We start from the raw sequence: 25,862 nt of genomic DNA, 5'->3' as shown, positions 1-25,862 counted from the left end.
ACACCCTGTAGCAACTACAGAGTCAAGTCGGAAACGTCAATTTCTAGAGCATTTCCCCAAGTACTTCCGAGAAGACCATGCGAGGCCTCACATGAAGATCGGTGAGCTGGCCAGCCGCACCGGCTGCGCGGTGGAAACCATCCGCTACTACGAGCGCCAGGGGCTGTTGCCCGAGCCCGCCCGCTCCAGCGGCAACTATCGCCTCTATGCGGCGCCCCACGTCGAGCGGCTGCGTTTCATCCGCCACTGTCGTACGCTGGACATGACGCTGGAGGAGATCCGCACCCTGCTCGATTACCATGACCATCCGCGCCAACCCTGCAACGCGGTGAACGGCCTGATCGATGAACACTTGGCTCACGTCGAGGCGCGCATCGAGCAGCTGCAGGCGCTGCGCGAGGCCCTCGTCATCCTACGCTCTCGCTGCAACGGCGAGACCGACTCCAGCCACTGTGGGATCCTCCAGGAGCTGGCTCAGCCGGTGGCGGAACGGCTTGCCGAGTCGCATGAGCCGAGCCATGTGCCGGGTCCGCATGGAGGGGGTTGATTGGCGGCTAGCCGCGCCGAAACACCCGCCGCCCCAAGGCCCATACCTCGTCGATGGCCCACTCGCCGTCGCTTAATACCAGAAGGTCTGCGTCGCAGCCCGGGGCCAGACGCCCCTTGGCGGTGAGCTTGAGGGCGTCGGCGGCGTGGCCGCTGGCCATGCCCAGGGCGCGCTCCAGGGCGATGCCGTGGTCGTTGACGCACTGGCCGAGCACCGCGAACAGGCTCGATAGCCGCCCGGGCTCGAGGCCCACGAAGCGGCGCGCCTCGTCGAACTGCGGCAGCGAGGCGTTGGCGTCCGAAGAGAGGGTGATGCGCGACGGCTCCACCCGGGCGTGCAGGGCGCGAGCCACCGCTTCGGCGGCGGGGACCTCGCCGCCGGCCAGCAGCGCCGGGGTAGTGCTGGTGGTGAAGTCGATGCGCCCGCCTTCGCGGGCGAAGCGTACGCCGTCCTCGAACAGCTCCGGGGTGCGGTTGATATGGGTCGGCAGGAACTGGGCCAGCGGGATGGCGCTTTGGCGGGCCGCCTCGCGCAGCGGCTCCAGGTGCGTTGGGGCATCGCCGGTATGGATGAAGACGATGCCCGACTTGCCCGCCAGCATGCCGGCGGTGCGCGCCTCGGCGGCCAGCCGGGCCAGTTCGCTCGCCGCCGGCTGGGAGCCGCGATGGTCGCTGATCGCGACCTCGCCCACGCCAATGAACTCGGGAATGAACAGGATGTCGCTGCCCACCGAGCCGGTCAGCGTGACCGGCGGCAGCTGATAGGAGCCGGTGTAGCAGTAGGTGGTGAGCCCGCCGGCGGCGAGCTCGCGGGCCTTGCCCAGCAGGTTGGCCGGGGTGCGGGTCAGGGCGTCGGTGCCCAGGGCGCCGACCAGGGTGGTGACGCCGGAAGCCAGGGCATCCTCCAGGCTGAGCTCCGGGGTGCGGGTGCCGAAGCCGCCCTCGCCGCCGCCGCCGATGAAGTGCACCAGGGGGTCCACCAGGCCGGGAATCACCCGGCGTCCCGCCAGGTCGACCGTCTCGACGCCCGGGCCGCTGGCGGGCAGCGGCTCGCCGTCCGCTATTACGGCGGCGATGCGCCGGTCGGCGATCAGTAGGTGGCAGAGTCCCAGGGGCTCGGGGGCGTAAAGGTGGGTATTCTTGAGCAGCGTCAGCATGGCGGCGTCCGGTCGCGGATGAAGAAGCGCCAGCGCCGGGGCGGCCGGCGCTGGCGGGGTCGCGGAGAGCTACTCCGTCAGAGCTTGATATCGTAGTTGAAGTAGCGCTCCATGATCTCATCGTAGGTGCCATCCTCCTTGAGGGCGGCCAGCGCCTCGTTGAAACGCTCGGCGAGATCGCGGTCGCGGGGGCGGAAGGCCACGCCGACGCCCTGGCCGAAGATGTGCTCGGGCTGATTGATGAAGTCGCTGACGCGCTGGAAGCGGGAGTCGTCGGCCTCGAGATCCATGCGCGACTCCGCCACCGGGGCGTCGAGGAAGGTCAGGTCGAGACGCTCGGCGCGCAGGTCGTTGAGCACGTCATCGCCACTGGTATAGCGGCGGATCTCCACCAGGTCGCCGTACAGCTCGGAGACATAGTTGTCCTGCAGGGTGGCGCGCTGCACGCCCACCACCAGGCCTTCAAGGCTGTCGCGATCGGCGATGTCGACCTCCCGGCCCTGCAGGCTGAACCAGGCACTGGGGGTGGTGTAGTAGGGCTCGGAGAAGAGAACCCGCTGGGCCCGCTCCTCGGTGATCGCCATGGAGGACATGATGCCGTCGTAGTTGCGCGCCAGCAGTCCCGGGATGATGCCGTCCCAGTCCTGCTCGACCCACACGCAGGTGGCCTCGAGATAGTCGCAGACGGCCTCGCCCAGCTCGATCTCGAAGCCGGTCAGGGTGCCGTCCGGCTGGCGGTACATGAAGGGCTCGTAGGGCAGGTCGATGCCGAGACGGATCTCGGAATAGTCGCGGGCCTGGGCGCTGCCGGCGGCGAGGCCGGCGGTCAGGGTAGCGGCGAGCAGCAGGGTCATATGACGCATGGGACTTTCTCCCGTGAAGGTGTTGGGTGACACGTATTGTCCGGCCACGCGGTAGCGCGGGTACGGGCGAGTTTTGGTTGGCGAGGATGCGACCGGGGTCGCGCCGATGTGCCGCCGCTCGGGCGGCGTCTCACGAACCGGGCACGGGCGTGCCATGGCGGCCTGGACGGCTGCCGGGGAAGGCTATTCGTCGAACCATTCGCTGAGGTAGAAGCTGTCGACGTAACAGCGGTAGACTTCGCGCGATGACGGGGATTGGCAATCGATCATGGACGCTGTCCTGATGCGATGGTGACGGTTTGACTTTCCACAAGAGACGCAGTGGTGTCAATCCCTTCCCCGGTGGCCGGGGAAGGGGAGCACACGGCGCGGGGCTTATTCGTCGCCGAAGTAGCGCTGGTAGATCTCATCGTAGGTGCCGTCTTCCTTCAGCGTGGCGAGTGCCTCGTTGAAGCGCTCGGCCAGCGCCTCGTCGCGCTGGCGGAAGGCGATGCCGAAGCCTTCACCGAAGTACTCTTCCGGCTCGGTGACCATCTCGCCGACCACCTGGAACTGACCCTCGCGGGCGTCGAGCAGGGTGACCTGGCCGACGATGAACTCCAGGAAGACGAGATCCAGGCGCTGGGCCTGCAGGTCCAGCACCATGTCGTCGGCGGTGGAGTAGCGGCTGATGCTGGCGACGCCGCCGTAGTTGTCGGTGACGTAGCTGTCGAAGGTGGTGCCGCGCTGCACGCCGATGCTCTTGTCGGCCAGGGTCTCCTCGTTGATCGCTCCGATCTCGCTGCCGGCGGGGGCGAACCAGGCGCCGGGAATGGTGATGTAGGGGTCGGAGAAGAGCACGGTCTGGCGACGCTCTTCGTTAATGGTCATCGAGGACATGATGGCGTCGTAGTTGCGCGCCAGCAGGCCCGGGATGATGCCGTCCCACTCCTGCTCGATCCACTCGCAGGTGACGCCCATCTCGGCACACAGGGCATTGCCCAGCTCGATGTCGAAGCCGGTCAGTTCGCCGTCCGCGTCACGGTACTCCATCGGCTCGTAGGGCACGTCGACGCCGAACCGCACGTGATCGTAGTCGCGGGCCTGGGCGGTGCCTGCGGCCAGCGCCACGCCGAGAATTGAGACAGTCAGCAGTGTTTTCATCGTTGGTTTCCTTTTGTAGTCGTTCGTCCACCGATCGGGTGACGTCGCGCCAGAATTTAGCGCAGCTGCGCAGGGCGAGAAAGCCCTCAGACGCGGTTTTGCCAACGCCTGTTTGACGCTGACGCCCCCTCAGCTCTGGGGCTTGAGATGCGCCAGCAGTCGCTTCTCCAGGTAGCGGAAGAAGAAGAGGATGGCAAACGTCAGGCAGAGATAGATCACCGCCACGAAGATGAAGGCCTCGAAGGGAGCATAGAAGCGCGCGTAGACGAAGCGTGCCGCCCCGGTGAGGTCCATCAGCGTGACCACGCTGGCAATCGCACTGGCATGCAGCATGAAGATCACCTCGTTGCCGTAGGCCGGCAGGGCGCGGCGGAAGGCACTGGGCAGGATGATGCGTCGCATCATCAGCGCTCGGGACATGCCGTAGGCCCGGGCCGCCTCGATCTCGCCCTTGGGGGTCGCCTTGATGGCGCCGCGGAAGATCTCGGTGGTGTAGGCCGCCGTGTTCAGGGTGAAGGCGATCAGCGCCGGGTAGAAGGCCTCGCGCAGCAGCGGCCACAGGAAGGTCTCCTGGATGCCGTCGAAGAACACTACCCCATAGTAGATGATGTAGAGCTGGATCAGCAGCGGCGTGCCGCGGAACACATAGGTGTAGGCGTAGATCGGCAGGCTGATCCAGCGATGCTTCGAGCTGCGCCCGATGGCCAGGGGCACCGCCAGCACCAGGCCGATCAGCAGCGACAGGAACACCAGCTGAACGGTGACGACCAGGCCATCCCAGTAGTAGCCCAGCGTCTGGGGGTAAAGATCAGGTTGTCGTCCAGCAGCTCATGGAACCAGGCGAGAATCTCCATGTTCAGTGCTCCCCGAAGCCGACGTTGTAGCGCTTCTGCAGCCGCGCGAAGATCCACTCCGATAGCGAGGCGATCAGCAGATAGATGAGTGCCACCGGGATCAGGAAGGTGAAGGGCTCATGGGTGGCTCGGGAGGCCTCGGCGGCGACCCGCACCATATCGGTGAGACCGATGATCGACACCAGGGCGGTGGTCTTGAGCAGCACCATCCAGTTGTTGGAGAGCCCGGGCAGGGCGTGGCGCATCATCAGCGGAAAGCGGATGCGGCGAAACACTAGCCAGGGGCTCATGCCGTAGGCCTTGCCCGCCTCGATCTGGCCGTGGTCCACGGCCATGAAGGCACCGCGGAAGGTCTCGCCCATGTAAGCGCCGAAGATGAAGCCGATGGTCAGCACTCCGGCGGCGAAGGCGTTGAGGTTGATGTACCAGTCGACGCCGAAGCGGTCGTAGAGGGCGTCCGTGACCACGTTTAGCGCCATCTGGCCGCCGAAGAACAGCAGCATCATCAGCACCAGGTCCGGCACGCCGCGGATCAGGGTGGTGTAGACAGTGGCGATCTTGTGCAGCAGCCAGCTGCGGGACATCTTGGCGCTGGCGGTGAGCAGCCCCAGCACGATGGCCAGCGCCAGCGAGAGAATCGCCAGCTGGAGGGTGACCCCGGCGCCTTCCAGCAGCCTTGGGCCGTAGCCGTGTAGGTCGAGCATGATGGAGTATCCTCAGTACTTCGGCGCCAGGAACTGCTGGAGACGCGGCGACTGCGGGTTGCCCAGCACCTCCAGGGGCGGGCCGGCCTCTTCCACCAGGCCCTGGTGGAGGTAGATCACTTCGCTGGAGACGTCCCGGGCGAAGCTCATCTCGTGGGTCACCACCACCATGGTGCGGCCCTCGTCGGCCAGGTCGCGCATGACCTTGAGGACATCGCCGACCAGCTCCGGGTCCAGCGCCGAGGTGGGCTCATCGAACAGCATCACCTCGGGGTCCATGGCCAGCGCCCGGGCGATGGCGCCGCGCTGCTGCTGGCCGCCGGACATCTGCGCCGGATAGGCATCGGCCCGGGCGGTGAGGCCGACGCGCTCAAGCAGCGCCCTGGCCTGCTCGATGGCCTCCTTCTTCGGCTTGCCGAGCACGTGCACCGGCGCCTCGATGATGTTCTCGAGCAGGGTCATATGGGCCCAGAGATTGAAGCTCTGGAAGACCATGGAGAGCTTGGCGCGCATCTGCACCACCTGCTTCCAGTCGGCGGGCTCGCGGCCGTGGCGGGTCTGCTTGAAGCGAATCGGTTCGCCGTGGACGATCAGGTCGCCTTCGTCCGGCTGTTCGAGCAGGTTCATGCAGCGCAGGAAGGTGCTCTTGCCGGAGCCGGAGGCGCCGATCAGGGTGATGACGTCCCCCTTATGGGCCGCAAGCGAGAGGCCCTTGAGGACTTCGGTATCGCCGAAGCGTTTCTTGATGTTGCGCACCTCGAGCGGAATCGGGGTATCGGCCATGTTGAGGCTCCAGGTCGGGGCATATCGCCGGCAGCGGCGACGGGCCGGTCAAGCGGGCTGGCACGAAAAGGAGGCGATTCTAACAGGCCCGGCGCTTTTCGACAGACTGGCTTGGCGGTAGTGCCATTCGACCTTGGTGGCAATCATGGTGGTGTCGAATCATGGGATATCTCCGGATTGTTGTTGTTGAGTCGAGTATTTCACTAAGGTTTGGCGCCTGTGCAGCAATCGCTGCCAGGTCGCGGGGTTAGTCCGGTGGAGCGCTGGGTGCCACCAGCAGCGCCGCCCTGGCGCCGACTTCCACCTGGGCATTGGGAAAGACCACCCGCATCGGCGACTCGCCCACCGTGAAGGGGCCCGCCTTGCCATCCTCGGCGAGACGCGTGCCGGGAGCGAACTCCGTGAAGTTGGGCGTGTCGTCGGGAAAGCAGAGCCTGAAGTCGTGGTCCTGGCGCATCAGCTCGTGGGCGACCCGGAAGTAGGCCATGCGCTCGGGGGCGGCGCCGAATGGCTCGCGCCCCTCGAGCAGCGCCGTGAGCAGCCGCCCCATGGGCGCCAGCGGCGCTAGGTCGTTGTGGCCGAAGGGCAGGGCGCGGCCCAGCTCCAGGGTGAAGGCCTGGGCGCCGTGATAGTGCTTGGCGTAGTGGGAGAAGGTCCAGCTGTGCTGGTGCTGATGCAGCACCGCCTGAATATCGGCCCCGGCCAGCCAGCGCCACTGTTCGGGCCGGGTGGACGTTTCGGCGAAGGGCTCGACTACGAAGCGCGGGTAGCGACTGTCGCGGATCGCCGTGTGCAGGTCGTAGTGCAGGCGCTCCCGCCCGGGGTGGCGGGCGAAGAAGTCATCCACGCTGACCATCAGCTTGCGCGCCCGGTCGGGTTCCATCCCGCGCTCGCCGAGGTCGCGGCGAAACAGTCGGTTGAGATTGGTGGTCACGAAGCGCCGGCCCTGGCGAATGGCCTCCAGGTTGCCGAGGATCACCAGCGCGGGGGCGCCCAGGCGAGTCAGGCCGGCCTCGAGTCGGGCCAGGCAGTCGCCGAGCAGCTCGATGGGGGCGGTCTCATTGCCATGAATGCCCACCGACAGCACGCAGGCGCGGGCATCCTCGGCCGGCGTATCGGGGGTGAGTTCGAGAATGCCCGGCCCGAGAATCGTGAAGTGTCCGCCCCGCACCGCGCCGTCGGTTCGGGGCGGGGGGTGCCTTCCAGGCTGAGGTCGATCCATTCCGCCAGCATGGCCGCTATCCTGATCGTGTGAAAAGACTCGGGCCACCTTCCGGCGCCGTGCACTTTCCCACAAGCCCCGGAGTCGGGCTGGTGAAAGCGCGGGTGCGATAGTGAAATTCACGCCCGGCCTCAGCGCCAGGGCGCGCAGGCCTCGCCCTGGTCCACCTCGATCAGCTCGTCGACCGGAAAGGCCATGCGTTCGGCGCTGGCCACCAGGCCCTCATAGGTGGCGGCATCGAGCTGCGGGTCGCGCGCCAGGATCCAGAGATAGCGGCGGTCGGGGCCGGCGACCAGCACCCACTGGTATGCCTCGTCAAGCTCGAGGATGTTATAGCCGCCGTAGAAGGGGCCGAAGAAGCTCACCTTGAGACGGCCGACGTCTTCGTCGCCGATGAAATAGGCGCGCCCCTCGGCCTCGTCCACCTCGCCTTCGCTCAGGTTCACACCGCGGTTGATCACCCGCACGCCGCCGTCGTCGCGTCGGGAATAGTCGGCGGTGACGCAGTCCAGGCCGCGCTCGAAGGAGTGGTCGAGGCGGGCGATCTCGTACCACTGGCCGAGGTAGCGATCGAGCTCGAAGCCGGTGACGGGCTCGGTCCCCTTGGGAATCCCGGTGCAGCCGGCCAGCAGCAGGGCGGCGCCCAGCGGGGCGAGCAGGAGGTGGCGGAACATCGGCGACTCCTTGTCGTGGGGCCGCGCAGGCGGCGGCTGTGACCTTGGCAGGATGGGGCCAGTGGCGACGCCGAGCTAGACTGACCGCCTGTCCCAGCCAGGAGGCCGCCATGACCGACCACGTCCGCCATCTCAATGACCACTATGATGCCCTTGCCGCCGGGGGCGGGAAAGCCTGATGCTTCGGCTGCGCAAGGCCTTCCGGGAGGCAGGCTGCGACCCGGACCGGCTGACCCTGGATGAGGTGGCGGGCATTGATCAACTCCACCTGGGGGGCGCAGCGCCAGCCGCTCGTTGGCGGCGCGGGGGAGCTGAGCCCCGGGGAACGGTTGCTGGACGTGGGCTGCGGCACCGGCGGGGCCAGCCGGCTGCTGGCCGCCGAGGCAGGCTGCCGGGTGGTGGGCCTGGACATCACCGCGGCTTTCATTGAGGTGGCCGAGTGGCTGAGCGAGGCCACCGGCATGGCCGCCCAGACCCGCTTCCTGTGCGCCGATGCCGCCCAGGCCCCGCTGCCGGACGCGCGTTTCGACGCCGTCTGGTGCCAGCATGCGCTGATGAACATGCCCCAAGTGCCGCGGGTGCTGGCCGAGTGGCGTCGCCTGCTGGTGCCCGGAGGGCGAGTGCTGCTTCACGAGGTCGTGGCCGGCGACAACCGCGAGCCGCTGGTGCTGCCGGTGCCCTGGGCGCGCAGCGCGGCGACCAGCCATCTGCGCGACCGCGGCGAGCTCGAGCGCACCCTGGCCCAGGCCGGCTTCGAACCGCTGGCGGTACGCGACGTGACCGAGGCGGCGCTGGCCTGGCGACGCGAGCGCAGCCGGCGCGAAGTCGCCGGTGCGGTGCCGGCCGCCCTGCCGGGCCCATCGCTGATCTTCGGCGACGACTTCCCGGTCATGGGGCGCAACCTGCGTGACAACCTGGCGGCTGGCAAGGTGCGCATCCTGGAGGGGGTGTGGCGCCGCTCGGTTCGATAAGATCGATGTCTGGGGTCGAAAAGCTTCGCTTTTGTTCACCGCTACCCCTTCTATGCTGAGGGCGTGATTCGTCGGATACCCCATTATCCAGCAGAAGGAGAGTGACCATGACCAAGGTGCTCGTGCTCTATTACTCCATGTATGGCCATATCGATACCCTGGCCAGGGCGGTGGCCGAGGGTGCCAGCGGGGTAGCCGGGGTCGAGGTGACCGTCAAGCGAGTCCCCGAGACCATGGACCCTGACGCTTTCGCCAAGGCCGGCGGTAAGGCCCTCGACACGCCCGAGGCAACCCCCCAGGAGATGGCCGACTACGATGCCGTGATCTTCGGCACCCCGACCCGCTTCGGCAACATGGCGGGGCAGCTGCGCACCTTCCTTGATCAGACCGGTGGGCTCTGGGCCAGCGGCGGCCTGCGCGGCAAGGTGGCCAGCGTGTTTACCTCCACCGGTACCGGCGGCGGCAATGAGTCGACCATTCTCTCCACCTGGGTCACTCTGGCCCACCACGGCATGGTGATCGTGCCGATCGGCTACGGGCAGGATTCTCAGTTCGACCTGTCGGAGGTCAAGGGGGGCTCGCCCTACGGGGCGGCCACCATCGCCGGCGCCGACGGCTCGCGACAGCCCAGCGATACCGAGCTCGAGCTGGCTCGCTTCCAGGGCGAACACGTGGCGACCATTGCCGCCAAGCTCGCCGCCTGAGGCTTTCTATACTCCCTATGGCACCCCGCCCGGAGGCCCGGGTGGGGTTCGGTCGTCAGCTGAACTGAGCGGGTTGCCGAAGGCGCCCCCCTCGCACCAGATAGCTGAGCGGATGCAGCACCAGCCAGGCGGCGAGCGCCAGGCCGATGACGGCGCCGATCATGGCCACCCAATCGAATGGCGTTGCCACATAGGCCAGCCGCGAATGGGTGAAGAGGGGAATCCACCAGAGTCCCGAGAGGCCAATCGCCAGCGCCGCCAGGTTGGTCCCCCAGCAGCGATACTGGAGCGCGCGATAGCCGCGCAGCCGGGCCACCAGCTGGGCGATCACCAGCACGCTCACCCCGGCCACGATCAGCCACAGGAAGGGGGCCAGGGCGTACATCAGGATGGTCAGTGCACCTTGAATCGTCATCGTCGGGTCTCCTCAGGCCTGGCCTTCCAGCACGGCATAGTAGGCCGGCTGCAGCATGCGATCCTTCATCACCCAGGCGACCCAGGACTCGTCCCGGGGATCGATGAAGGGGAAGGAGGGCAGGAAGTCCAGGTTATTGTCATAGCCGAACTCCACCAGCATCGCCTTGCCGATGCCGGTGATCATCGGGCAGGAGGTATAGCCGTTGTGGCGGGCCGGCAGCGGCTGCTCCTGCATCTGGGCCAGCAGGTTGGCCTCCACCACCGGGGCCTGGGCCTTGACGCTGGCGGCGGTCTTGTTGATCGGTGCGCCGATCACATCGCCGATGCCGAAAACCTCCGGATAGCGGTGGTGCTGCAGGGTGTGAATATCCACATCCAGCCACTCGTCGCGGAAGGGCCCCTCGCGGGCGATCAGGTCGCTTGCCTTGACGAAGTCCGGGGCGCTCATCGGCGGCACCACGTGGATGAAGTCGTAGTCGGCGATCACCGTGCGTTCGCCCTCCTGGGTGAACGCCGCCTCGCGCAGCTCATGGTGGGAGGTGAACTCGCTGTCCGGGCCGACGAAGGCGAACTCCGCCTGCCGCGCCCCGGGTCGATGGCGGTGAGCCGATAGTGGTGGCGTCGCGTGACGCCCTGGTCGTCGAAGCGCTGCTTGACGAAGTCGTTGACCCAGGGCTGGCTGAACAGCGCCTCCCCCGGGGCCAGGAAATCGACCTGAAAGTCGTCGCGATGACCGGTTGCCTCCAGCCGCGACAGCGTCGTGAAGGTCATCTTCAGAGGCGCGCCGGCACACTTCACCGGCGTCGGGGCGGCGGTGAAGAGGCCCTTGCCGCCGCCGGTGGTGATCCAGGCGTCGATGGCGTCACGGGTGCGGGCGGCGCCCTCGATGCTGGCGTAGACGCTGCCGATGCCGTGGCTGCCCACCAGATCCGGCGACATGCCGTCGATCAGGTGGTAGTTGAGCTGTAACCCGGTGGCCACCACCAGGTAGTCGTATTCCAGCTCGCTGGCATCGGCGAGCGAGACCCGGCGGCGCTCGGCATCGATACCCACGGCGGGCTGGCGTACCCACTCCACGCCGGCGGGTACGAAGTTGGCGTTGGGGCGGGTGGTCTTTTCCGGGTGCCAGACGCCGGAGGCCACCAGGGTCCAGCCCGGCTGATAGTGGTGGATCTCGCGGGGTTCGACGAGGGAGATGCGCCCGCCGTCCAGCCGGCGGGCGAGCCGGTTGGCCATGGCCATGCCGGCGGCGCCGCCGCCGAGGATGACCACATGGGCCGAAGTGGAGAGCGTGTTGGCCTGCAGGCTGCCCAGGGGCAGCAGGCTGGCGGCACCGACGCCAAGGCCCAGCTTGAGCAGCTGGCGACGGTCGAGTCGGCCGGCAAAGGGGGGGTGGTGTGTCATGGGGTTTCTCGCGTATCAAATGGAAATTATGGTTATATCCTTATAATTTTATTTCCTTAGTATCCATTCTGTCTCGCCAGCGGCTGCGGCGCATTGACGCATATCAATATTCGATCTCTCGCTATATGGATATTCCACCTTTTGCTATTTCGGCTGGGGTTTCTCGCCGCGAAGGCGGGCTGTGGCGGTTTGACGCACGTCATGTTGCCTTGCATTTATGACTGCAAGGCAAGACAAAAGTCTTGATTTCTTTGTCTGTATTTGTTGATCCCGGTCAGTTTGTCCTGCTGCGGCTTTGCCAGACTTTCCTTGATCCTTCGCACCGCTGCCCTGGGTGGGGGTGGAGGCCGTGACAACACGACAAAGCGCCCCACGACGAGAGGCGCAGGCTGCAGCAAGGGGAATAGCGCAATGACCGATACCGACAAGATACGGTGGCGAAGGCTGCCGGTGCTCATAGTGGGGCTGCTGGGCCTTATGCTGGCATCGGGGGTGATGGCCAGCACGGCGGACCATACCGCCTTTGACGAACTTCAAGGGCCGTTCGATAGCGCAGAGCAGGTCACCGAGGCCTGCTTGAGCTGCCACACCGAGGCCGCCCGGCAGGTAATGGGGACCCGCCACTGGACCTGGGACTACGAGAACCCCCACAGCGGTGAGCGGCTGGGCAAGCGCACCATGCTCAATACCTTCTGCATTGCCGACCAGTCCAATGAGGGCTTCTGCCAGGCGTGTCACGTGGGCTATGGCTGGGAGGACGATACCTTCGACTTCTCCGTCGAGAGCCGGGTCGATTGCCTGGCCTGCCACAATACCGGCGACTATGTGAAAAAGGGCGGCTGGGCCGGCTGGCCCAACGATGAGCTGACCGATCTGACCCTTGCCGCCCGGAACGTGGGGGCATCCTCCCGCGAGACCTGCGGCACCTGCCACTTCTACGGTGGCGGCGGCGACGGGGTGAAGCACGGCGACCTGGACTCATCGCTCTTCCACCCACCCCGGGAGCTCGACGTCCATATGGATGCCGAGGGGCTCGACTTCAGCTGCAGTACCTGCCACCAGACCGAAGGCCATGACGTGCCTGGCAGCCGCATCCAGGGCACCGCAGTGGATGCGCATCCGGCGCTCACTCGCGGCAGCCAGGCGGATCGCAACCCCGCCACCTGCCAGGCTTGCCATGGCAGTCAGCCCCACGAGACCGGCACGCACGCCCAGCGGCTCAACGAGCACACTCGGGCGCTGGCCTGCCAGACGTGTCATATCCCGAGATGGCCCGCGGCGGCGTGCCGACCCGAATGGCATGGGACTGGTCCACGGCGGGCCAGCTGGATGAGGAGGGCAATCCTTTCCTGCGCAGGGATGAAAACGGCTTCATTGCCTATGACAGCAGGAAAGGGGACTTCGTGGCTGAGATCAACGTGGTGCCCGAGTACCTGTGGTGGGACGGCAACACCACCTTCGTGACGGGGGAAACGCTGATCGACCCCAGCGAGCGCGTGCAGTTGAACCCCTACCATGGAATGCCGGGCGCCGAGGACTCCCGCATCTGGCCAGTCAAGCGGGCGCTGGGCAAGCAGCCCTACGATACCGTGCACAACACGCTGCTCAAGCCGCAGGTGGCAATACCCGGCAACGAGACTGCCTTCTGGTTCAACTTCGACTGGGACAAGGCGCTCCAGGCCGGCACCGAGCTGGCGGGCCAGCCGTTCAGCGGCGAATACGACTTCGTCGACACGGCGATGCTGTGGCCCATCACCCACATGGTGGCGCCCACCGAGATGGCCCTGGACTGCGCCTCCTGCCATGCCGATGACGGCCGCCTGGCCGGGGTGGAGGGGGTCTGGATGCCGGGCCGGGATCGCCATCAGTTGCTCGACCGCTTCGGCTTCGGCCTGGCCGGCCTGGTCCTGCTGGGCGCGCTAGGCCACGGGGCCATGCGCTTAGCCACTCGCAACCGCAGCAAGGGGCACTGATATGAGCGAGCGACTCTACCTCTTCACCCGCTTCGAGCGTTTCTGGCACTGGGCCCAGGCGGCGCTGATCCTCACCCTGCTGTTCACCGGTTTCGCGATTCGCGGCGTGCACGGCCTGGTCGGCTTCGAAACGGCGGTGCGCGTGCACGAGGCGGCGGCCTGGCTGCTGATCGGCCTCTGGGTGTTCGCCATTTTCTGGCACTTCACTACCGGTCAGTGGAAGCACTACATTCCCACCGTCGAGCGCATCGGTGCCATGGTGCGCTACTACGCCCACGGGATCTTCGTCGGGGCGCCGCACCCCTACCGGATCACCGTGGAGCGCAAGCACAACCCCCTGCAGCGTCTGGCCTACCTGGGCGTCAAGCTGGTGATCAACCCCCTGGTGTGGATTTCCGGTCTGCTCTATCTGTTCTGGGGCAGCGTGCGCGACAGCGTGCCGATCTGGCTGGGTCTCGAGCAGGTGGCTTGGCTGCACGCCCTGGGTGCCTTCCTGATGCTGGCCTTCCTGATCATCCACGTCTATCTGGCCACCGCCGGCCATACGCCCCTGGCGCATATCAAGGCGATGGTGACCGGCTGGGAGGAGGTCCACGATGAGGGCCAGGTAAAGCATCCGCCGCGGGCGCCCTGATCAGCCGGCGCCCTGAACCACAAAGCGTCCCCGCCATGGCGGGGGACGCTTCGCTTTTCGGAGAAGAAGGGCGGAAGGATCAGCCCGCGAGGCGTGCCGCAATGGCCCGGCCCAGCGTCTCGGTGGTGCCGCTGCCGCCCACGTCGGGGGTGAGCACCGCCTTGTCGCCCTCGGCCAGCACTGCCTCGAAGGCGTCGACGATGGCGGCCGCGGCCTGCGGATGGCCCAGGTGCTCGAGCATCATGGCGGCCGACCAGATCTGTCCGATGGGGTTGGCGATGCCCTTGCCGGCGATGTCTGGGGCGCTGCCGTGGACCGGCTCGAAGAGACTCGGGAAGGTGCCCTCCGGGTTGATGTTGGCCGAGGGGGCCACCCCGATGGTGCCGGTGCAGGCCGGGCCCAGATCGGAGAGGATGTCGCCGAACAGGTTGCTGGCCACCACCACGTCGAACCAGTCCGGGTGCATCACGAAGTTGGCGGTGAGGATATCGATATGGAACTGATCGACGCTCACCTCGGGGTAGTTCGCCCCATGGCGGCTACCCGCTCGTCCCACCAGGGCATGGTGATGGCGATGCCGTTGGACTTGGTGGCCGAGGTGAGTTTCTTTCGCGGCCGTGACTGGGCCAGCTCATAGGCGAACTTCAGCACCCGGTCGACGCCGTGGCGGGTCATCACCGTTTCCTGGATCACCACTTCGCGGTCGGTACCCTCGAACATCTTGCCGCCGACGCTGGAGTACTCCCCCTCGGTGTTTTCCCGCACCACGTAGAAATCGATATCGCCGGGCTGTCTGTCCGCCAGCGGGCTCTTGATGCCGGGTAGCAGCTTGCAGGGGCGCAGGTTGATGTACTGGTCGAAGCGGCGGCGGAACTGCAGCAGCGACCCCCACAGCGAGATATGGTCGGGCACGGTGTCCGGCCAGCCCACGGCGCCGTAGAAGATGGCGTCGACGTCCTTGAGCTGCTCGAACCAGTCGTCGGGCAGCATCTGACCGTGCTCGGCGTAGTAGTCGCAGCTGGCGAAGTCGAAGTGCGCAAGCTCAAGCTCGATGCCGAAGCGCTTGGCCGCGGCTTCCAGGGCGCGCAGGCCCTCGGGCATGACCTCCTTGCCGATGCCGTCGCCGGGAATGACCGCAATGCGATGTGCCATGGGAATCTCCGCTGTGGTGTTCGTGAGAATAGCTGCCACCAGTGTAGCGCCCGCCATGGCAATGATAATCAGGCTATAATGCAATGTATTGTTGACTGAAAGTGGAGAATAAGGTGGCCCCGCTCGATGATCTGGCCTTCTTCCAGCGTCTCGCCCACGCCGGGAGTCTGACCGCTACGGCCCGTGAGCTGGGGCTGTCGCTGTCGGCGGTGAGCAAGCGGCTCAAGCAGCTGGAGACGCGACTGGGGGTGGAGCTGGCCAGCCGCACCACGCGTCGCCTCTCGCTGACGGCGGAAGGCGAGCGTTACCTGCAGCGCGGGGCGGCCATCCTCGAGGAGCTTGCCGAGCTGGAAGAGGCGCTGGGCGAGCAGCAGGCGGCGCTCTCCGGGCCGCTGCGTCTCAATGCTACCTTCGGCTTCGGGCGACGCCACGTGGCCCCGCTGCTCTCGGCCTTCTGCGCGCGGCACCCCGGCGTGGAGGGGGCGCTGGAGCTCTCCAACTTCCCGATGAGCCTCGGCGACCGCGGCGTCGATATCGGCATCCGGGTGGGCGAGCCGCCCGATTCCCGGCAGGTGGCGCGGCGCATCCTGGTCAACCGACGGGTGCTGTGCGCCGCGCCCGCCTATCTGAGCAGGATGCCGCCCCTCGAGGCCCCGGCGGATCTCGCCGGCCACCCCTGCCTGGTGCTGCGCGAGAACGACAGCGACTACGCCGTGTGGCGCTTCCAGCCGCGCGGCGGCGACGCCGAGCAGGCGGTGAAGGTGACCGGGCCGCTGGCCAGCAACGACGGCGAGGTGATCGTGCGTCTGGCGCTGGACGGCCATGGCATCGCCCTGCGCTCCTGGTGGGATGTGCACGAGCACCTGGAGAGCGGCGCCCTGGTCGCGCTGCTGCCCCAATGGCAGGGGGTGCGCGCCGATTTCCACGCCGTCTATCAGCAGCGCCGGCATGTGCCGGCGCGGATTCGCGCCTTCATCGACTTTCTCGAGGCAAGGCTGCCGGAGCGGGTGCCGGCGCTCAGCGGGTGACGAAGTAGGCGCGCACGGCCTCGATCACCTGCTCGATGGCGTCGTCGTCGAGGTCGCGGTGGGTCACCAGGCGTGTGGCGTAGAGCACCTCGATGAGGATGCCGCGCTCGCGCAGCCACGCCTTGAGCGGGGCGGTATGCGGCTGGGGCACGCGCAGAAAGACCATATTGGTGGCCCGGGAAAGCACCTCGAGACCTTCGATCTCGGCCAGCCCCTGGGCCAGGCGCGCCGCCCGGCGGTGGTCGTCCGCCAGCGACGCGACGTGATGGTTCAGGGCATGGTGGCAGGCCGCGGCGGCGATGCCGGCCTGGCGCATGCCGCCGCCGAGCATCTTGCGCCAGCGGCGTGCCGCCTCGATCAGCGGTGCCGGGCCCACCAGCACCGAGCCCATCGGCGCCCCCAGTCCCTTGGAGAAGCACAGCGAAACGCTGTCGAAGGGCGCGCTGAGCGCGGCCAGCGGCGAGTCGCTGGCCACCGCGGCGTTGAACAGCCGGGCGCCGTCCAGGTGGGTGGCCAGGCCGTGCTCGCGGGCCAGGTCGGTGGCCGACGCGACGTAGCCGGGGTCGAGCACCTTGCCGCCGATGGTGTTCTCCAGTGCCAGCAGTCGGGTGCGGGCGAAGTGAAAATCCACCGGCTTGATGGCGGCGGCGATCGCCTCCAGCGGCAGCGAGCCGTCCTCGGCGTGGGCGATGGGCTGCGGCTGAATGCTGCCCAGCACCGCGCCGCCGCCGCCCTCGTACTTGTAGGTGTGGGCCTGCTGGCCGGCGATGTACTCGTCGCCGCGTTGGCAGTGCGCCAGCAGGGCGGCCAGGTTGCTCTGGGTGCCCGAGGGAAAGAACAGCGCCGCGGGCTTGCCGGCGCGTTCGGCCACGGCGTCCTGGAAGGCGATGACGCTGGGGTCGTCGCCGAGCACGTCGTCGCCCACCGGGGCGTCGGCCATGGCGGCGCGCATGGCGGGGGTGGGGCGGGTCACGGTATCACTGCGCAGATCGATCATGGGCCTCTCGCGGGTCGCGGTCATCGTGATGGTCCTGGGAGGGGGAGTGGCCTTCGACCAGCGCCAGCCGGGGCAGCGGATCCTGGCGGAAGTAGCGGGCCAGCAGGGTGTAGAGCGCCGGGTAGGCCTCGTGGAGCAGGTCGGGGGCGGTGAAGAAGGCCTCGCAGCAGACCGCGAAGCACTCGCCGGGGTGGCTGGCGGCGTAGTCGTCGATGGGCGTCGCCTCGCCGCGGGCGAGGCGCGCCTGAAGATCGTCCCAGACCCCCGTGAAAACCCGGTGCCACTCCCGCGGATCGATGTCGTGGGGCAGCGGCGGAAGCCGTCCACGTCGAGGGAGTTGCCCAGGTCGAGCTTGTGGGCCAGCTCGTGGATCACCACGTTGAAGCCGGAGAGCTCGCCGCTCTCCATCAGGTCGGGAAAGGCCACCACCACCGGCCCCTGGGAGGAGGTTTCGCCGGCGCGTTCGTCGACGTACTCGTGCATCACCCCGAACTCGTCCATCTCCTCCACCTGGCGGCGGAAGGCCTCGGGCAGGATCAGGATCTCGTGCACGCCGCTGAAGGCGTCATCGTGCTCCGCCTCGCTCCAGCCCAGGGTGAGCAGGCAGCCCTGGGCGGCCAGCGCCAGCTGGGCCGGCAGGTCGAAGGGGGTATCCTCGGCCAGCGCCGGGTGCAGGCTCAGGCGCTTGGCGTGCAAGAAACGCCAGGCGCGCCGGCCCAGGCGCTCCGCCTCGTCGTCGTACAGCGCGGCCAGCAGCGGCACCCGGCCGCGGGCCTCGGCCCAGGCATCGGCCGGGAAGGGGTGGCGTGCCTCGAAGGTCTTCGCCCGCCAGCGGCGCAGCCTGCCCAGCATGGCGTCAGTTCTCCTCCAGGTTGGCCCCGGACTTCCACGACCAGTCGCGCCAGCGCAGATCGAACAGATCCTTGCGGCGGTCCTTGAGGTTGGTCACCGAGCCCTCGGCGCGGACCACCGTGAGCCGCGTCAGGTCCAGGTCCGAGAACATCACCATCTCGGTGTTGGGGGTGGTCTCGGAGAGCACGGCGTCGTGGGGGAAGGCGAAGTCCGAGGGTGAGAACACCGACGACTGGGCGTACTGGATGTCGAGGTTCTCGATGGAGGGCACGTTGCCCACGCTGCCGCACAGCACCACGTAGCACTCGTTCTCGATGGCCCGCGCCTGGGAGCAGTGGCGCACCCGCAGGTAGCCGTTCTTGGTGTCGGTCCAGAAGGGCACGAAGAGGATGTCCATGTCCTGGTCGGCGAGCAGCCGCGACAGCTCCGGAAACTCCACGTCATAGCAGATCTGGATGCCCACCCGGCCGGCGTCGGTGTCGAAGACGCGCAGCTCGTCGCCGCCGTCGATCACCCAGTCGCGGCGCTCCTGGGGCGTGATATGCAGCTTGTCCTGGTGCTCGATGCTGCCGTCGCGATGGCACAGGTAGCAGACGTTGTAGAGGCGGTCGTCCTCGCGCAGCTCGATCATCGAGCCGGCGACGATATTGATGTTGTAGGCCACCGCCATACGCGACAGCTCAGTGACGAACTGGTCGGTAAAGCCGGCCAGGAAGCGGATCGCCGCCTGCTGATCCTGCTGGGCGGCACGGTCCTGAAGGCCCATCAGCGGGGCGTTGAACAGCTCCGGAAAGACCGCGAAGTCGCTCTGGTAGCCGGAGAGCGCATCGACGAAGTATTCCACCTGCTGGAGCACCGCCTCCACCGATGCGAACTCGCGCATCTGCCACTGCACGGCGCCGACGCGCACCTGGGTGGGGCGGTTCTCCAGCACCCGCTCGGCGGGCTCGAAGAGGATGTTGTTCCACTCCAGCAACGTCGCGAAGCCCTGGGACTTCTCGTCCTCGGGCAGGTACTTGCGCAGCAGGCGCTTGACCTGGAAGTCGTTGGCCAGCTGGAAGGAGAGGATCGGGTCGTGGATCTCCTTGCGTGCCACTCGGTCCAGGTATTCGGCGGGCGAGAGCGCTTCGGCGTGCTCGTGGTACTGGGGAATGCGCCCGCCGGCCAGTATCGCCCGCAGGTTCATCGAGCGGCATAGCTCCTTGCGCGCCTCGTAGAGCCGCCGGCCCAGCCGGTAGCCGCGGTAGTCCGGGTGGATCAGCACGTCGAGGCCGTACATGGCGTCGCCGTCGGGGTCGTTGAGGATGGTCTCGCGCTTGCCGATCAGGTCGTCGTACTGGTGCGGATTGGAGAAGGTGTCATAGTCCACCAGGGCGGTCAGCGCCACGCCGACGATGGTCTCGTCGTCCTCGATGGCGATCTGGCCGTCGGGGAACTCCTTGATCAGCTTGTCGATGGTGGGCTTCGGCCAGGCACCGCCGATATCGTCGTAGACCCGGTCCATTAGCGCCTTGAGCTGCGGATAGTCCTCGGGGGTCAAGTTGCGCAGGTTGAGGTGCAGATCGTCGAGGGACATGGCGCATCCTTGTTGGTCAGGGGATCGGGAAGAGAGCCTCTGAACGGCAGTCTATCACGCGCGATCCGCGCCGCTGATAGCTCGCCGCACCGGCCGGGTGAGGGTCTGGGCCATGATCACCCCGGCCAGGACCAGGGCCCCGCCGAGGAAGTGGAAGGCGGCTACCTGCTCGCCGAGGAAGGCCATGGCGATCAGGGCGCTGAACAGCGGCATCAGGTTGATGAAGATGCTCGCCTGGCTGGCGCCGATCTGGCGGATGGCGCGCATCCACAGGTAGGTAGTGATGATCGAGGCGGGGATGCCCGCGTAGAGGATCAGCCAGACGTTGTGGCCGTCCACCGGCGTCATCGGCCCCAGCAGGTAGCCGGGCAGCAGGAACAGCACCGCAAAACAGACCTGGGCGTAAAGCACCACCCAGGGCGGCAGGTCCAGGGGCCAGCGCTTGAGCATCACCCCGTAGAGGGCGTAGCAGGTGGCGGCAACGACCATCAGCGCATCGCCCAGGGCGACTTCCAGCTCCAACAGCGAGAGGGGGTTGCCGCGGCCCAGCAGAATGGCGACGCCAAGCAGGGCGAGGGCGCCGCCCAGGGTGCCGCCGAGGCTAGGCGCCTCGCGCAGGATCAATGCGCTCAGCAGCACGGTAAGCAGCGGCACCATGGCGGCGAGAATGCCCATGTTGGTGGCCGAGGTGGTCTCGGCGGCCACATAGGCCAGCCCCTGCCAGAGTGCCATGCCGAGCAGCCCCAGGGCGGCCAGCTTCGGCCATTCCCGACGCAGGGTGGCACGGTGCTGCCAGGCCTGTGGCAGCAGTAGCGGGGTGAGGATCACCAGGGCCAGCAGCCAGCGCAGAAAGGCGATACTGCTCGGGGCGATGGCGCCCACGGTGAGCTGGTTGATGGTCATGTTGCCCGACCAGATCAGCACGGCCCCCAGCGGGGCCAGGAAGTAAAGCAGCGGCATGGTGTCCTCGGTACGACGAAACAGGGCCCTGGAGCCCTGGGGGCGGGTGAACATGGCCTGTCGGTCGATAATACGCGGCAATTGATAAGGACGCTAATGATGGGCTTCGTCGCCGGCTTTCGTGGATTCAGAGTTTATCTACATGAGGTTAACCCCTGAGCCCTCCTGTACCTTGAGAACACTCCCCTTGGACAGGAAGAGGACGAGTGTCATGAGCCCACCCAGCGACCCGCAGCCTTCGCACCCGGCCAGCGATATGGCAACGGACTATGTCGTCGGCCAGGACAATATCGAAGGCCAGCTGGGCCCCATCGGCATCGTCCTGGCGCTGATCTTCTTCGTCATCTCGTAGGACTCCGGCTCCCTGGTGATCGATACCATCACCGCCGGCGGCAAGATCGACTCGCCCCGGCCGCAGCGGATGTTCTGGGCCGTGGTGGAGGGCATGATCGCCATCGTGCTGCTGCTGGGGGGCGGCCTAGCGGCGCTCCAGGCCGGGGTGACGGCGACGGCGATTCCGTTCTCCATCGTCATGCTGCTGATGTGCTATAGCATCATCGTGGCGCTCAACGGCGAGCTGCGTCACCGGCGCCCCGGCAAGGCGTGATCCCGCGCTGCGGTTGCGCATGAAAAAGGCCGGCCGCGACACCCTATATCGGCAGGGAGCCGCGGCCGGCCTGTTCGGCTCCGCCTCAGGCGACGGCGTCGATGCCGGCCCTGGCGACGCGCACGTCCTGGTCGGATTTGACGCCGGAGACTCCCACGGCGCCGGCCACCTGGCCGTCGATGATCACCGGCACGCCGCCCTCCAGCAGGCCCGAGAGCGGGGCGGAAAGAAAGGCCGGGCGGCCGTTGTTGATCATCTCCTCGAAGAGTCGGGTCTCCTTGCGGGCCACGGCCGCGCTGCGTGCCTTCTCGGCGCTGACGATGGCAGTCATCGGGGCGGCGCCGTCCAGGCGGCGCAGGCCGAGCGGGTGGCCGCCGTCGTCGGCCACCACGATGGTCACGGTCCAGCCGTTGGCTTCGGCTTCCCGCTGGGCGGCGTCGAGAATGGCGTTGACGTCGCTGAGGGTCAGGGCGGGTTTGGTTTGCATGGTGGTATCCTCTATCGAGTGGGTAAGGGCAGTGCGTTGAGACACAGCGGGTCTCGGGCACCGTGGCGCTCGCCACGGGCCTGGGAAGTCGGGCTGGGTTGGCGCTCAGCGCGGCATCAGCGCGTCATCGACAAGCTCGATCCAGTGGCGCACCTCGGTGCGGTTGGCGCCGTTGAGGTGCATCTGGCAGCTGAATGATTGAGCGCTGTGACGATCGTTCATGGCAGTGCCTCATCGACGATCTCGATCCAGTGGCGCACCTCGGTGCGGTTGGCGCCGGCCAGGTGCGTCTGGCAGCCGATATTGGCGGTGACGATCACCTCGGGGCCGCCCGCCTCCAGGTTGTCGAGCTTGTCGTCGCGCAGCTGTCGCGAGAGCTCGGGCTGGGTAATGGCGTAGGTGCCCGCTGAGCCGCAGCAGAGGTGGGCGTCGGCCACCGGCGTGAGGCTGAAGCCGAGCCGGCTCAGCACGGCCTCCACCGCACCGCCGAGCGCCTGAGCGTGCTGCAGGGTGCAGGGGCAGTGGAAGGCGAGCTCGCGGCTCTCTTTTATCTGCAGGTCGTCGAGATTCTCGTCACGCAGCACCTCGACAAGGTCGCGGGCCAACTCGCTGACCCGGGCCGCCTTCTCGGCGTAGGCCGGGTCGTCTTTGAGGATATCGGCGTACTCCTTGACGAAGGCGCCGCAGCCGCTGGCGGTCTGGACGATGGCCTTGGCGCCGGCCTCGCCGCTTGCCGTCTCGAGATGCGGCCACCAGGCGTCGATATTGGCCCGCGCTCGGGCGCGACCCTCGTCCTGGGCGTTGAGATGAAAGTCGATGGCGCCGCAGCATCCCGCCTCCGCCACCGGGGTGAGGCCGATGCCGAGGCGGTCCAGCACCCGTGCCGCGGCGGCGTTGGTGTTGGGCGAGAGCCCCGGCTGCACGCAGCCTTCGAGGATCAGCATCTGGCGAGAATGGCGCCGGTGATCGGGGCGGACGCCGGCATCCACCGGTGCCGTTGGGAGCTTGTCTCTGAGCGCGGCGGGCACCAGCGGCCGGAAGGTCTGCCCCAGCTTGAGCAGCGCCCGGAAGCGCTTGGGCTCCACCAGCATCTTGCGCAGGGCATAGCGCTGGGCCCGCTCGGCCGGCTTGCGGGGCACGCGACGCTCGATCTCGGCGCGTCCGATGTCGAGCAGCTTGTGGTACTCGACCCCAGAGGGGCAGGTGGTCTCGCAGTTACGGCAGGTCAGGCAGCGGTCCAGGTGGAGTCGCGTTTGGGCCGTCACGTTCTCGGCGTCATCGGGGTTCTCCAGCATCTGCTTGATCAGGTAGATGCGCCCGCGGGGGCCGTCGCGCTCGTCGCCCAGCAGCCGGTAGGTGGGGCAGGTGGCGTTGCAGAAGCCGCAGTGCACACAGCTGCGCAGTACCCGGTCGGCCTCGCGGATAGGCGGCTGCTGGAGGGCTTGCTCGCTGAAGTGCGTCTGCATAGGCGTCTTCCCGTGAGTCTCAGAGTGCCGCGTAGAGCCGGCCCGGATTGAAGATCCCCTTGGGGTCGAGCTCGGCCTTGAGGCGGCGGTGGTATCTCTCGAGGGCCGGGGCGAGCGGGTGGAAGGGCGTCGCGACCGGCTGCCCGTTGGCGCCCCGCCAGCAGGTGGCGTGGCCGCCGAGCCGGGCACAGGCCTCGCGCAGGGGCTCGGCCTCCAGGTCGCTACGCAGCCAGCGCTGGGCCCCGCCCCAGTCATGCACCATGCCGTCGTTGTCGATTTCCGGCAGCGCTAGCGGTGGCGCGTGCTGGGGCAGCGACAGCCGCCACAGGGGCCGTGGGTCGTCGTAGGAGAAGAGCGCCAGGCGCTGTTCGCGCAGCACCTCCCAGATGCCGCTGTCCTGGGTATCGCCGCCCAGCCGGGCGTGGGTGTCGGCCACCGAGCGCTCGCCCCCTCCAGGCGCAGGTGCAGGACGCCCTCGCACCAGGCCGCGGCGCTGATCGGCAGCGGCTCGCGGCCCCAGTCGGCGAGCCGCGCCAGGGCCTCGTCCAGGGGCAGCGCCAAGCGCAGGCTGAGCGCCGCGCGGGGCCGCGGCAGCACCTTCAGGGAGACCTCGCTGATCAGCCCCAGGGTGCCCTGGGCGCCGACCATCAGCCGCGAGAGATCGTAGCCGGCCACGTTCTTCATCACCCGTCCGCCGAAGCGCTGCTCGACGCCCTGGTGGTTGATCACCCGGGTGCCCAGCACGGCGTCGCGCACGCTGCCGGCCCAGGGGCGGCGCGGCCCGGACAGGCCGGTGGCCACCATGCCGCCGACGGTGGCGTTCTCGCCGAGGTGGGGGGCTCGCAGCCGAGCATCTGGCCATGCTCGGCCAGGGCCGCCTCGAGCTCGGCGAGCGGCGTGCCCGAGCGCACCGACACCACCAGCTCCACCGGATCGTAGAAGGTGATGCCGCGATGTTCGCGGGTGGAGAGCGCCTCTCCCGCCACCCGGCGACCATAAAAGGGCTTGGTGTCGCCGCCGACGATGCGCAACGGGACGCCGTCGGCCGTCGCCTGGCGGATGCGTTCACCCAGTGCGGCGCTGGCGTCCTGGGGGGGTGAGGGGGCTTGGGGACTCGCCATCTTCGCTCCTGTCAGCCGTGCTTGGGAGACGCCGGGGGCGTCGTACTGGCGGGGGGCGCCAGGGTCCGGTACTCCGAGCAGCGCGCCGGGGTGGGGATGTTCTTGCCCGGATTGAGGAGCTGCGCCGGGTCGAAGGCGGCCTTGGCGGCGCGAAAGGTGGCCAGCTCGTCGGGGCGGAACTGGGCGCACATCTGATTGATCTTCTCACGGCCTACGCCGTGCTCCCCGGTGATGGTGCCGCCCACCGCCACGCAGAGCTCGAGAATCTCCCCGCCCAGCGCCTCGGCCACCGCCAGCTCCCCCTCGCGATTGGCGTCGAACAGGATCAGCGGGTGCATGTTGCCGTCGCCGGCGTGGAAGACGTTGGCCACCCGCAGCCCGTAGCGCTCGGAGAGCTCGGCGATGCCCTTGAGCACCCGGGGCAGCTCGCGGCGGGGGATGGTGCCGTCCATGCAGTAGTAGTCCGGCGACATGCGCCCCACCGCGGGGAAGGCGTTCTTGCGCCCGGCCCAGAACAGCGCCCGCTCGGCCTCGTCGCGGGCCTGGCGCACCTTGCTGGCGCCGGCGGCCTCCAGTACCCGGCGCACGGTGTCGCAGTCCTCGTCCACATCGGCCTCCACGCCGTCCAGCTCGCAGAGCAGGATCGCCTCGGCCTCCACCGGGTAGCCGGCGCCGATGAAGTCCTCGGCGGCGCGGATGGCGAGGTTGTCCATCATCTCCAGGCCCCCGGGGATGATGCCCGCGGCGACGATGTCGCCCACCGCGCGGCCGGCATTCTCCAGGTCATCGAAGCTCGCCATCAGCACCTTGGCGGTCTCGGGCTTGGGCAGCAGCTTGACGGTGATCTCGGTGACCACGCCGAGCATGCCCTCGGAGCCGGTGAACAGCGCCAGCAGGTCGAAGCCGGGGGCGTCCAGGGCGTCGCTGCCGAGCGTCAGGCGCTCGCCCTCGATGGTCATTACCTCCACCTTGAGCACATTGTGCACGGTGAGGCCGTATTTCAGGCAGTGTACGCCGCCGGCGTTCTCCGCCACGTTGCCGCCGATGGAACAGGCGATCTGCGAGGAGGGGTCGGGGCGTAGTAGAGCCCATGGGCGGCGGCGGCCTCGGAGATTGCCAGGTTGCGTACCCCGGGCTCGACCCTGGCGATGCGCGCCTCGGGGTCGATCTCGAGGATGCGGTCGAAGCGCGACAGCACCAGCAGCACCCCCTGCGCCAGGGGCAGGGCGCCGGCGGAGAGGCCGGTGCCGGCGCCGCGGGTCACCACCGGCACGCCCAGGGCGTGGCAGCGGCGCAGCAGGGTCTCGACCTCGTCCAGGGTGCCGGGCAGGGCCACCAGCATCGGCAGGGTGCGATAGACCGAGAGGCCGTCGCACTCGAAGGGTCGCATATCCTCCTCGCGCTCCAGCAGCGGCATGTTCGGCAGGTGGCGGGCCAGGTCGGCCGCTACCTCGTCCTTGTCGCGGCGGGGGATGTCGCCATCGAGACGTGGGTCGTAGAGGATGTTCATCTCGGCTCCCGGAGCGGTGGGGATGCGTCCCTGCATTCTAGGCAGAGAGCCGGACGA

Annotated in this window: 26 protein-coding genes and 5 pseudogenes; 9 read left to right on the top strand and 22 right to left on the bottom strand. The window is 67.8% G+C overall.

Annotated elements, in window-relative coordinates:
* Nucleotides 1-91 precede the first annotated feature (91 nt).
* Nucleotides 92-547: a Cd(II)/Pb(II)-responsive transcriptional regulator gene (gene cadR / locus ACSJDS_RS19265; RefSeq protein ID WP_473034635.1), complete on the top strand. Its 456-nt coding sequence runs from the start codon at nt 92-94 to the stop codon at nt 545-547.
* Between the two features lie 7 nt (nt 548-554).
* On the opposite strand, the gene iadA is transcribed toward cadR, so the two are convergent.
* From iadA to ACSJDS_RS19225, 8 genes and pseudogenes are all read right to left on the bottom strand, one after another.
* Nucleotides 555-1,703 (bottom strand): beta-aspartyl-peptidase, encoded by a 1,149-nt coding sequence (gene iadA / locus ACSJDS_RS19260; RefSeq protein WP_473034634.1) that lies wholly within the window; start codon nt 1,701-1,703, stop codon nt 555-557.
* Between the two features lie 77 nt (nt 1,704-1,780).
* A complete protein-coding gene (locus ACSJDS_RS19255; RefSeq protein WP_473034633.1) occupies nt 1,781-2,566 on the bottom strand; it encodes a transporter substrate-binding domain-containing protein in 786 nt (261 codons plus the stop codon).
* A 375-nt stretch (nt 2,567-2,941) separates the two neighbouring features.
* Complete coding sequence (locus ACSJDS_RS19250; RefSeq protein WP_473034632.1) at nt 2,942-3,709, bottom strand: transporter substrate-binding domain-containing protein; 768 nt, start codon at nt 3,707-3,709, stop codon at nt 2,942-2,944.
* Nucleotides 3,710-3,838: 129 nt separating this feature from the next.
* Nucleotides 3,839-4,563 (bottom strand): annotated as a pseudogene (locus ACSJDS_RS19245) (ABC transporter permease).
* A gap of 2 nt (nt 4,564-4,565) precedes the next feature.
* Complete coding sequence (locus tag ACSJDS_RS19240; RefSeq protein WP_473034631.1) at nt 4,566-5,267, bottom strand: ABC transporter permease; 702 nt, start codon at nt 5,265-5,267, stop codon at nt 4,566-4,568.
* 12 nt (nt 5,268-5,279) lie between these two features.
* Nucleotides 5,280-6,050 (bottom strand): ABC transporter ATP-binding protein, encoded by a 771-nt coding sequence (locus tag ACSJDS_RS19235; protein WP_473034629.1) that lies wholly within the window; start codon nt 6,048-6,050, stop codon nt 5,280-5,282.
* Nucleotides 6,051-6,297: 247 nt separating this feature from the next.
* Nucleotides 6,298-7,283 (bottom strand): annotated as a pseudogene (locus tag ACSJDS_RS19230) (succinylglutamate desuccinylase).
* A gap of 120 nt (nt 7,284-7,403) precedes the next feature.
* A complete protein-coding gene (locus tag ACSJDS_RS19225) occupies nt 7,404-7,946 on the bottom strand; it encodes a lipocalin family protein (protein ID WP_473034628.1) in 543 nt (180 codons plus the stop codon).
* A gap of 254 nt (nt 7,947-8,200) precedes the next feature.
* Between ACSJDS_RS19225 and ACSJDS_RS19220 the strand changes: the two genes are divergently transcribed.
* Nucleotides 8,201-8,917 (top strand): class I SAM-dependent methyltransferase, encoded by a 717-nt coding sequence (locus ACSJDS_RS19220; RefSeq protein ID WP_473034627.1) that lies wholly within the window; start codon nt 8,201-8,203, stop codon nt 8,915-8,917.
* Between the two features lie 107 nt (nt 8,918-9,024).
* Nucleotides 9,025-9,621, top strand: coding sequence for an NAD(P)H:quinone oxidoreductase (gene wrbA / locus ACSJDS_RS19215; RefSeq protein WP_473034626.1), 597 nt, complete (start codon nt 9,025-9,027; stop codon nt 9,619-9,621).
* 55 nt (nt 9,622-9,676) lie between these two features.
* Here the strand turns inward: wrbA and ACSJDS_RS19210 are convergent, their stop codons facing one another.
* Genes ACSJDS_RS19210 through ACSJDS_RS19200 form a run of 3 tightly spaced genes read right to left on the bottom strand, consistent with a single transcriptional unit; the run spans nt 9,677 to nt 11,442 of the window.
* Entirely contained in the window at nt 9,677-10,036 is a 360-nt protein-coding gene (locus ACSJDS_RS19210; protein ID WP_473034625.1) for a hypothetical protein, read from the bottom strand.
* Between the two features lie 12 nt (nt 10,037-10,048).
* On the bottom strand, nt 10,049-10,525 hold the full coding sequence (locus ACSJDS_RS19205) for a hypothetical protein (protein ID WP_473034624.1): 477 nt from the start codon (nt 10,523-10,525) through the stop codon (nt 10,049-10,051).
* A complete protein-coding gene (locus ACSJDS_RS19200) occupies nt 10,522-11,442 on the bottom strand; it encodes an FAD-dependent oxidoreductase (RefSeq protein WP_473034623.1) in 921 nt (306 codons plus the stop codon). The genes ACSJDS_RS19205 and ACSJDS_RS19200 overlap by 4 nt, the downstream gene beginning before the upstream one ends.
* A gap of 411 nt (nt 11,443-11,853) precedes the next feature.
* On the opposite strand from ACSJDS_RS19200, the gene ACSJDS_RS19195 reads away from it, so the two are divergent.
* The 3 genes from ACSJDS_RS19195 to ACSJDS_RS19185 are packed head-to-tail and all read left to right on the top strand — an operon-like array spanning nt 11,854 to nt 14,049.
* On the top strand, nt 11,854-12,906 hold the full coding sequence (locus tag ACSJDS_RS19195; RefSeq protein WP_473034622.1) for a hypothetical protein: 1,053 nt from the start codon (nt 11,854-11,856) through the stop codon (nt 12,904-12,906).
* Complete coding sequence (locus ACSJDS_RS19190) at nt 12,792-13,415, top strand: hypothetical protein (RefSeq protein ID WP_473035081.1); 624 nt, start codon at nt 12,792-12,794, stop codon at nt 13,413-13,415. The genes ACSJDS_RS19195 and ACSJDS_RS19190 overlap by 115 nt, the downstream gene beginning before the upstream one ends.
* Nucleotide 13,416: 1 nt before the next feature.
* A complete protein-coding gene (locus ACSJDS_RS19185; protein WP_473034621.1) occupies nt 13,417-14,049 on the top strand; it encodes a cytochrome b/b6 domain-containing protein in 633 nt (210 codons plus the stop codon).
* Nucleotides 14,050-14,128: 79 nt separating this feature from the next.
* On the opposite strand, the pseudogene ACSJDS_RS19180 reads toward ACSJDS_RS19185, so the two are convergent.
* Nucleotides 14,129-15,201 (bottom strand): annotated as a pseudogene (locus tag ACSJDS_RS19180) (tartrate dehydrogenase).
* Between the two features lie 113 nt (nt 15,202-15,314).
* Here ACSJDS_RS19180 and ACSJDS_RS19175 point away from each other — a divergent pair.
* Complete coding sequence (locus ACSJDS_RS19175; RefSeq protein ID WP_473034620.1) at nt 15,315-16,229, top strand: LysR family transcriptional regulator; 915 nt, start codon at nt 15,315-15,317, stop codon at nt 16,227-16,229.
* Here the strand turns inward: ACSJDS_RS19175 and ltaE are convergent.
* From ltaE to ACSJDS_RS19155, 4 genes and pseudogenes are all read right to left on the bottom strand, one after another.
* The gene (gene ltaE, locus ACSJDS_RS19170; protein WP_473034619.1) at nt 16,219-17,226 is read right to left on the bottom strand and encodes a low-specificity L-threonine aldolase; all 1,008 of its coding nucleotides are present in this window, start codon (nt 17,224-17,226) and stop codon (nt 16,219-16,221) included. The genes ACSJDS_RS19175 and ltaE overlap by 11 nt on opposite strands.
* A pseudogene (locus ACSJDS_RS19165) lies at nt 17,207-18,078 on the bottom strand (M90 family metallopeptidase). Before ACSJDS_RS19165 ends, ltaE begins: the two are co-directional and overlap by 20 nt.
* Nucleotides 18,079-18,082: 4 nt before the next feature.
* Nucleotides 18,083-19,654: a GNAT family N-acetyltransferase gene (locus ACSJDS_RS19160; protein WP_473034618.1), complete on the bottom strand. Its 1,572-nt coding sequence runs from the start codon at nt 19,652-19,654 to the stop codon at nt 18,083-18,085.
* Between the two features lie 54 nt (nt 19,655-19,708).
* Complete coding sequence (locus tag ACSJDS_RS19155) at nt 19,709-20,614, bottom strand: DMT family transporter (RefSeq protein ID WP_473035080.1); 906 nt, start codon at nt 20,612-20,614, stop codon at nt 19,709-19,711.
* Between the two features lie 211 nt (nt 20,615-20,825).
* Between ACSJDS_RS19155 and ACSJDS_RS19150 the strand changes: the two genes are divergently transcribed.
* Entirely contained in the window at nt 20,826-20,966 is a 141-nt protein-coding gene (locus ACSJDS_RS19150; RefSeq protein WP_473034617.1) for a hypothetical protein, read from the top strand.
* A 12-nt stretch (nt 20,967-20,978) separates the two neighbouring features.
* Nucleotides 20,979-21,221: a BCCT family transporter gene (locus ACSJDS_RS19145; protein WP_473035079.1), complete on the top strand. Its 243-nt coding sequence runs from the start codon at nt 20,979-20,981 to the stop codon at nt 21,219-21,221.
* A gap of 85 nt (nt 21,222-21,306) precedes the next feature.
* Here ACSJDS_RS19145 and ACSJDS_RS19140 read toward each other — a convergent pair whose 3' ends face one another.
* The 6 genes and pseudogenes from ACSJDS_RS19140 to glcD all read right to left on the bottom strand — a co-directional run bounded on the left by ACSJDS_RS19140 (nt 21,307) and on the right by glcD (nt 25,805).
* Entirely contained in the window at nt 21,307-21,708 is a 402-nt protein-coding gene (locus ACSJDS_RS19140; protein ID WP_473034616.1) for a GlcG/HbpS family heme-binding protein, read from the bottom strand.
* Nucleotides 21,709-21,926: 218 nt separating this feature from the next.
* Nucleotides 21,927-23,174 (bottom strand): glycolate oxidase subunit GlcF, encoded by a 1,248-nt coding sequence (gene glcF, locus ACSJDS_RS19135; protein WP_473034615.1) that lies wholly within the window; start codon nt 23,172-23,174, stop codon nt 21,927-21,929.
* Nucleotides 23,175-23,193: 19 nt separating this feature from the next.
* Nucleotides 23,194-23,553, bottom strand: coding sequence for a hypothetical protein (locus ACSJDS_RS19130; RefSeq protein WP_473034614.1), 360 nt, complete (start codon nt 23,551-23,553; stop codon nt 23,194-23,196).
* On the bottom strand, nt 23,463-23,978 hold the full coding sequence (locus ACSJDS_RS19125) for a hypothetical protein (protein ID WP_473034613.1): 516 nt from the start codon (nt 23,976-23,978) through the stop codon (nt 23,463-23,465). Before ACSJDS_RS19125 ends, ACSJDS_RS19130 begins: the two co-directional genes overlap by 91 nt.
* Nucleotides 23,900-24,295, bottom strand: a complete 396-nt coding sequence (locus ACSJDS_RS19120) for an FAD-binding protein (RefSeq protein WP_473034612.1) — start codon at nt 24,293-24,295, stop codon at nt 23,900-23,902. Before ACSJDS_RS19120 ends, ACSJDS_RS19125 begins: the two co-directional genes overlap by 79 nt.
* Before the next feature lie 11 nt (nt 24,296-24,306).
* A pseudogene (glcD, locus tag ACSJDS_RS19115) lies at nt 24,307-25,805 on the bottom strand (glycolate oxidase subunit GlcD).
* Nucleotides 25,806-25,862: the final 57 nt, after the last annotated feature.

It is taken from the genome of Halomonas sp. SL18_1 (assembly GCF_055755715.1).
This window is presented reverse-complemented; position numbering and strand designations above follow the sequence as displayed.

Bases quoted from the DNA above. Each gene is read 5' to 3' on its own strand.
- cadR (WP_473034635.1), top strand. From the start codon at position 92: ATGAAGATCGGTGAGCTGGCCAGCCGCACCGGCTGCGCGGTGGAAACC.
- iadA (WP_473034634.1), bottom strand. From the start codon at position 1,703: ATGCTGACGCTGCTCAAGAATACCCACCTTTACGCCCCCGAGCCCCTG.
- ACSJDS_RS19255 (WP_473034633.1), bottom strand. From the start codon at position 2,566: ATGCGTCATATGACCCTGCTGCTCGCCGCTACCCTGACCGCCGGCCTC.
- ACSJDS_RS19250 (WP_473034632.1), bottom strand. From the start codon at position 3,709: ATGAAAACACTGCTGACTGTCTCAATTCTCGGCGTGGCGCTGGCCGCA.
- ACSJDS_RS19240 (WP_473034631.1), bottom strand. From the start codon at position 5,267: ATGCTCGACCTACACGGCTACGGCCCAAGGCTGCTGGAAGGCGCCGGG.
- ACSJDS_RS19235 (WP_473034629.1), bottom strand. From the start codon at position 6,050: ATGGCCGATACCCCGATTCCGCTCGAGGTGCGCAACATCAAGAAACGC.
- ACSJDS_RS19225 (WP_473034628.1), bottom strand. From the start codon at position 7,946: ATGTTCCGCCACCTCCTGCTCGCCCCGCTGGGCGCCGCCCTGCTGCTG.
- wrbA (WP_473034626.1), top strand. From the start codon at position 9,025: ATGACCAAGGTGCTCGTGCTCTATTACTCCATGTATGGCCATATCGAT.
- ACSJDS_RS19210 (WP_473034625.1), bottom strand. From the start codon at position 10,036: ATGACGATTCAAGGTGCACTGACCATCCTGATGTACGCCCTGGCCCCC.
- ACSJDS_RS19200 (WP_473034623.1), bottom strand. From the start codon at position 11,442: ATGACACACCACCCCCCCTTTGCCGGCCGACTCGACCGTCGCCAGCTG.
- ACSJDS_RS19195 (WP_473034622.1), top strand. From the start codon at position 11,854: ATGACCGATACCGACAAGATACGGTGGCGAAGGCTGCCGGTGCTCATA.
- ACSJDS_RS19185 (WP_473034621.1), top strand. From the start codon at position 13,417: ATGAGCGAGCGACTCTACCTCTTCACCCGCTTCGAGCGTTTCTGGCAC.
- ltaE (WP_473034619.1), bottom strand. From the start codon at position 17,226: ATGATCGATCTGCGCAGTGATACCGTGACCCGCCCCACCCCCGCCATG.
- ACSJDS_RS19160 (WP_473034618.1), bottom strand. From the start codon at position 19,654: ATGTCCCTCGACGATCTGCACCTCAACCTGCGCAACTTGACCCCCGAG.
- ACSJDS_RS19155 (WP_473035080.1), bottom strand. From the start codon at position 20,614: ATGCCGCTGCTTTACTTCCTGGCCCCGCTGGGGGCCGTGCTGATCTGG.
- ACSJDS_RS19150 (WP_473034617.1), top strand. From the start codon at position 20,826: ATGAGCCCACCCAGCGACCCGCAGCCTTCGCACCCGGCCAGCGATATG.
- ACSJDS_RS19140 (WP_473034616.1), bottom strand. From the start codon at position 21,708: ATGCAAACCAAACCCGCCCTGACCCTCAGCGACGTCAACGCCATTCTC.
- glcF (WP_473034615.1), bottom strand. From the start codon at position 23,174: ATGCAGACGCACTTCAGCGAGCAAGCCCTCCAGCAGCCGCCTATCCGC.
- ACSJDS_RS19125 (WP_473034613.1), bottom strand. From the start codon at position 23,978: ATGGTGGCCACCGGCCTGTCCGGGCCGCGCCGCCCCTGGGCCGGCAGC.
- ACSJDS_RS19120 (WP_473034612.1), bottom strand. From the start codon at position 24,295: ATGGCGAGTCCCCAAGCCCCCTCACCCCCCCAGGACGCCAGCGCCGCA.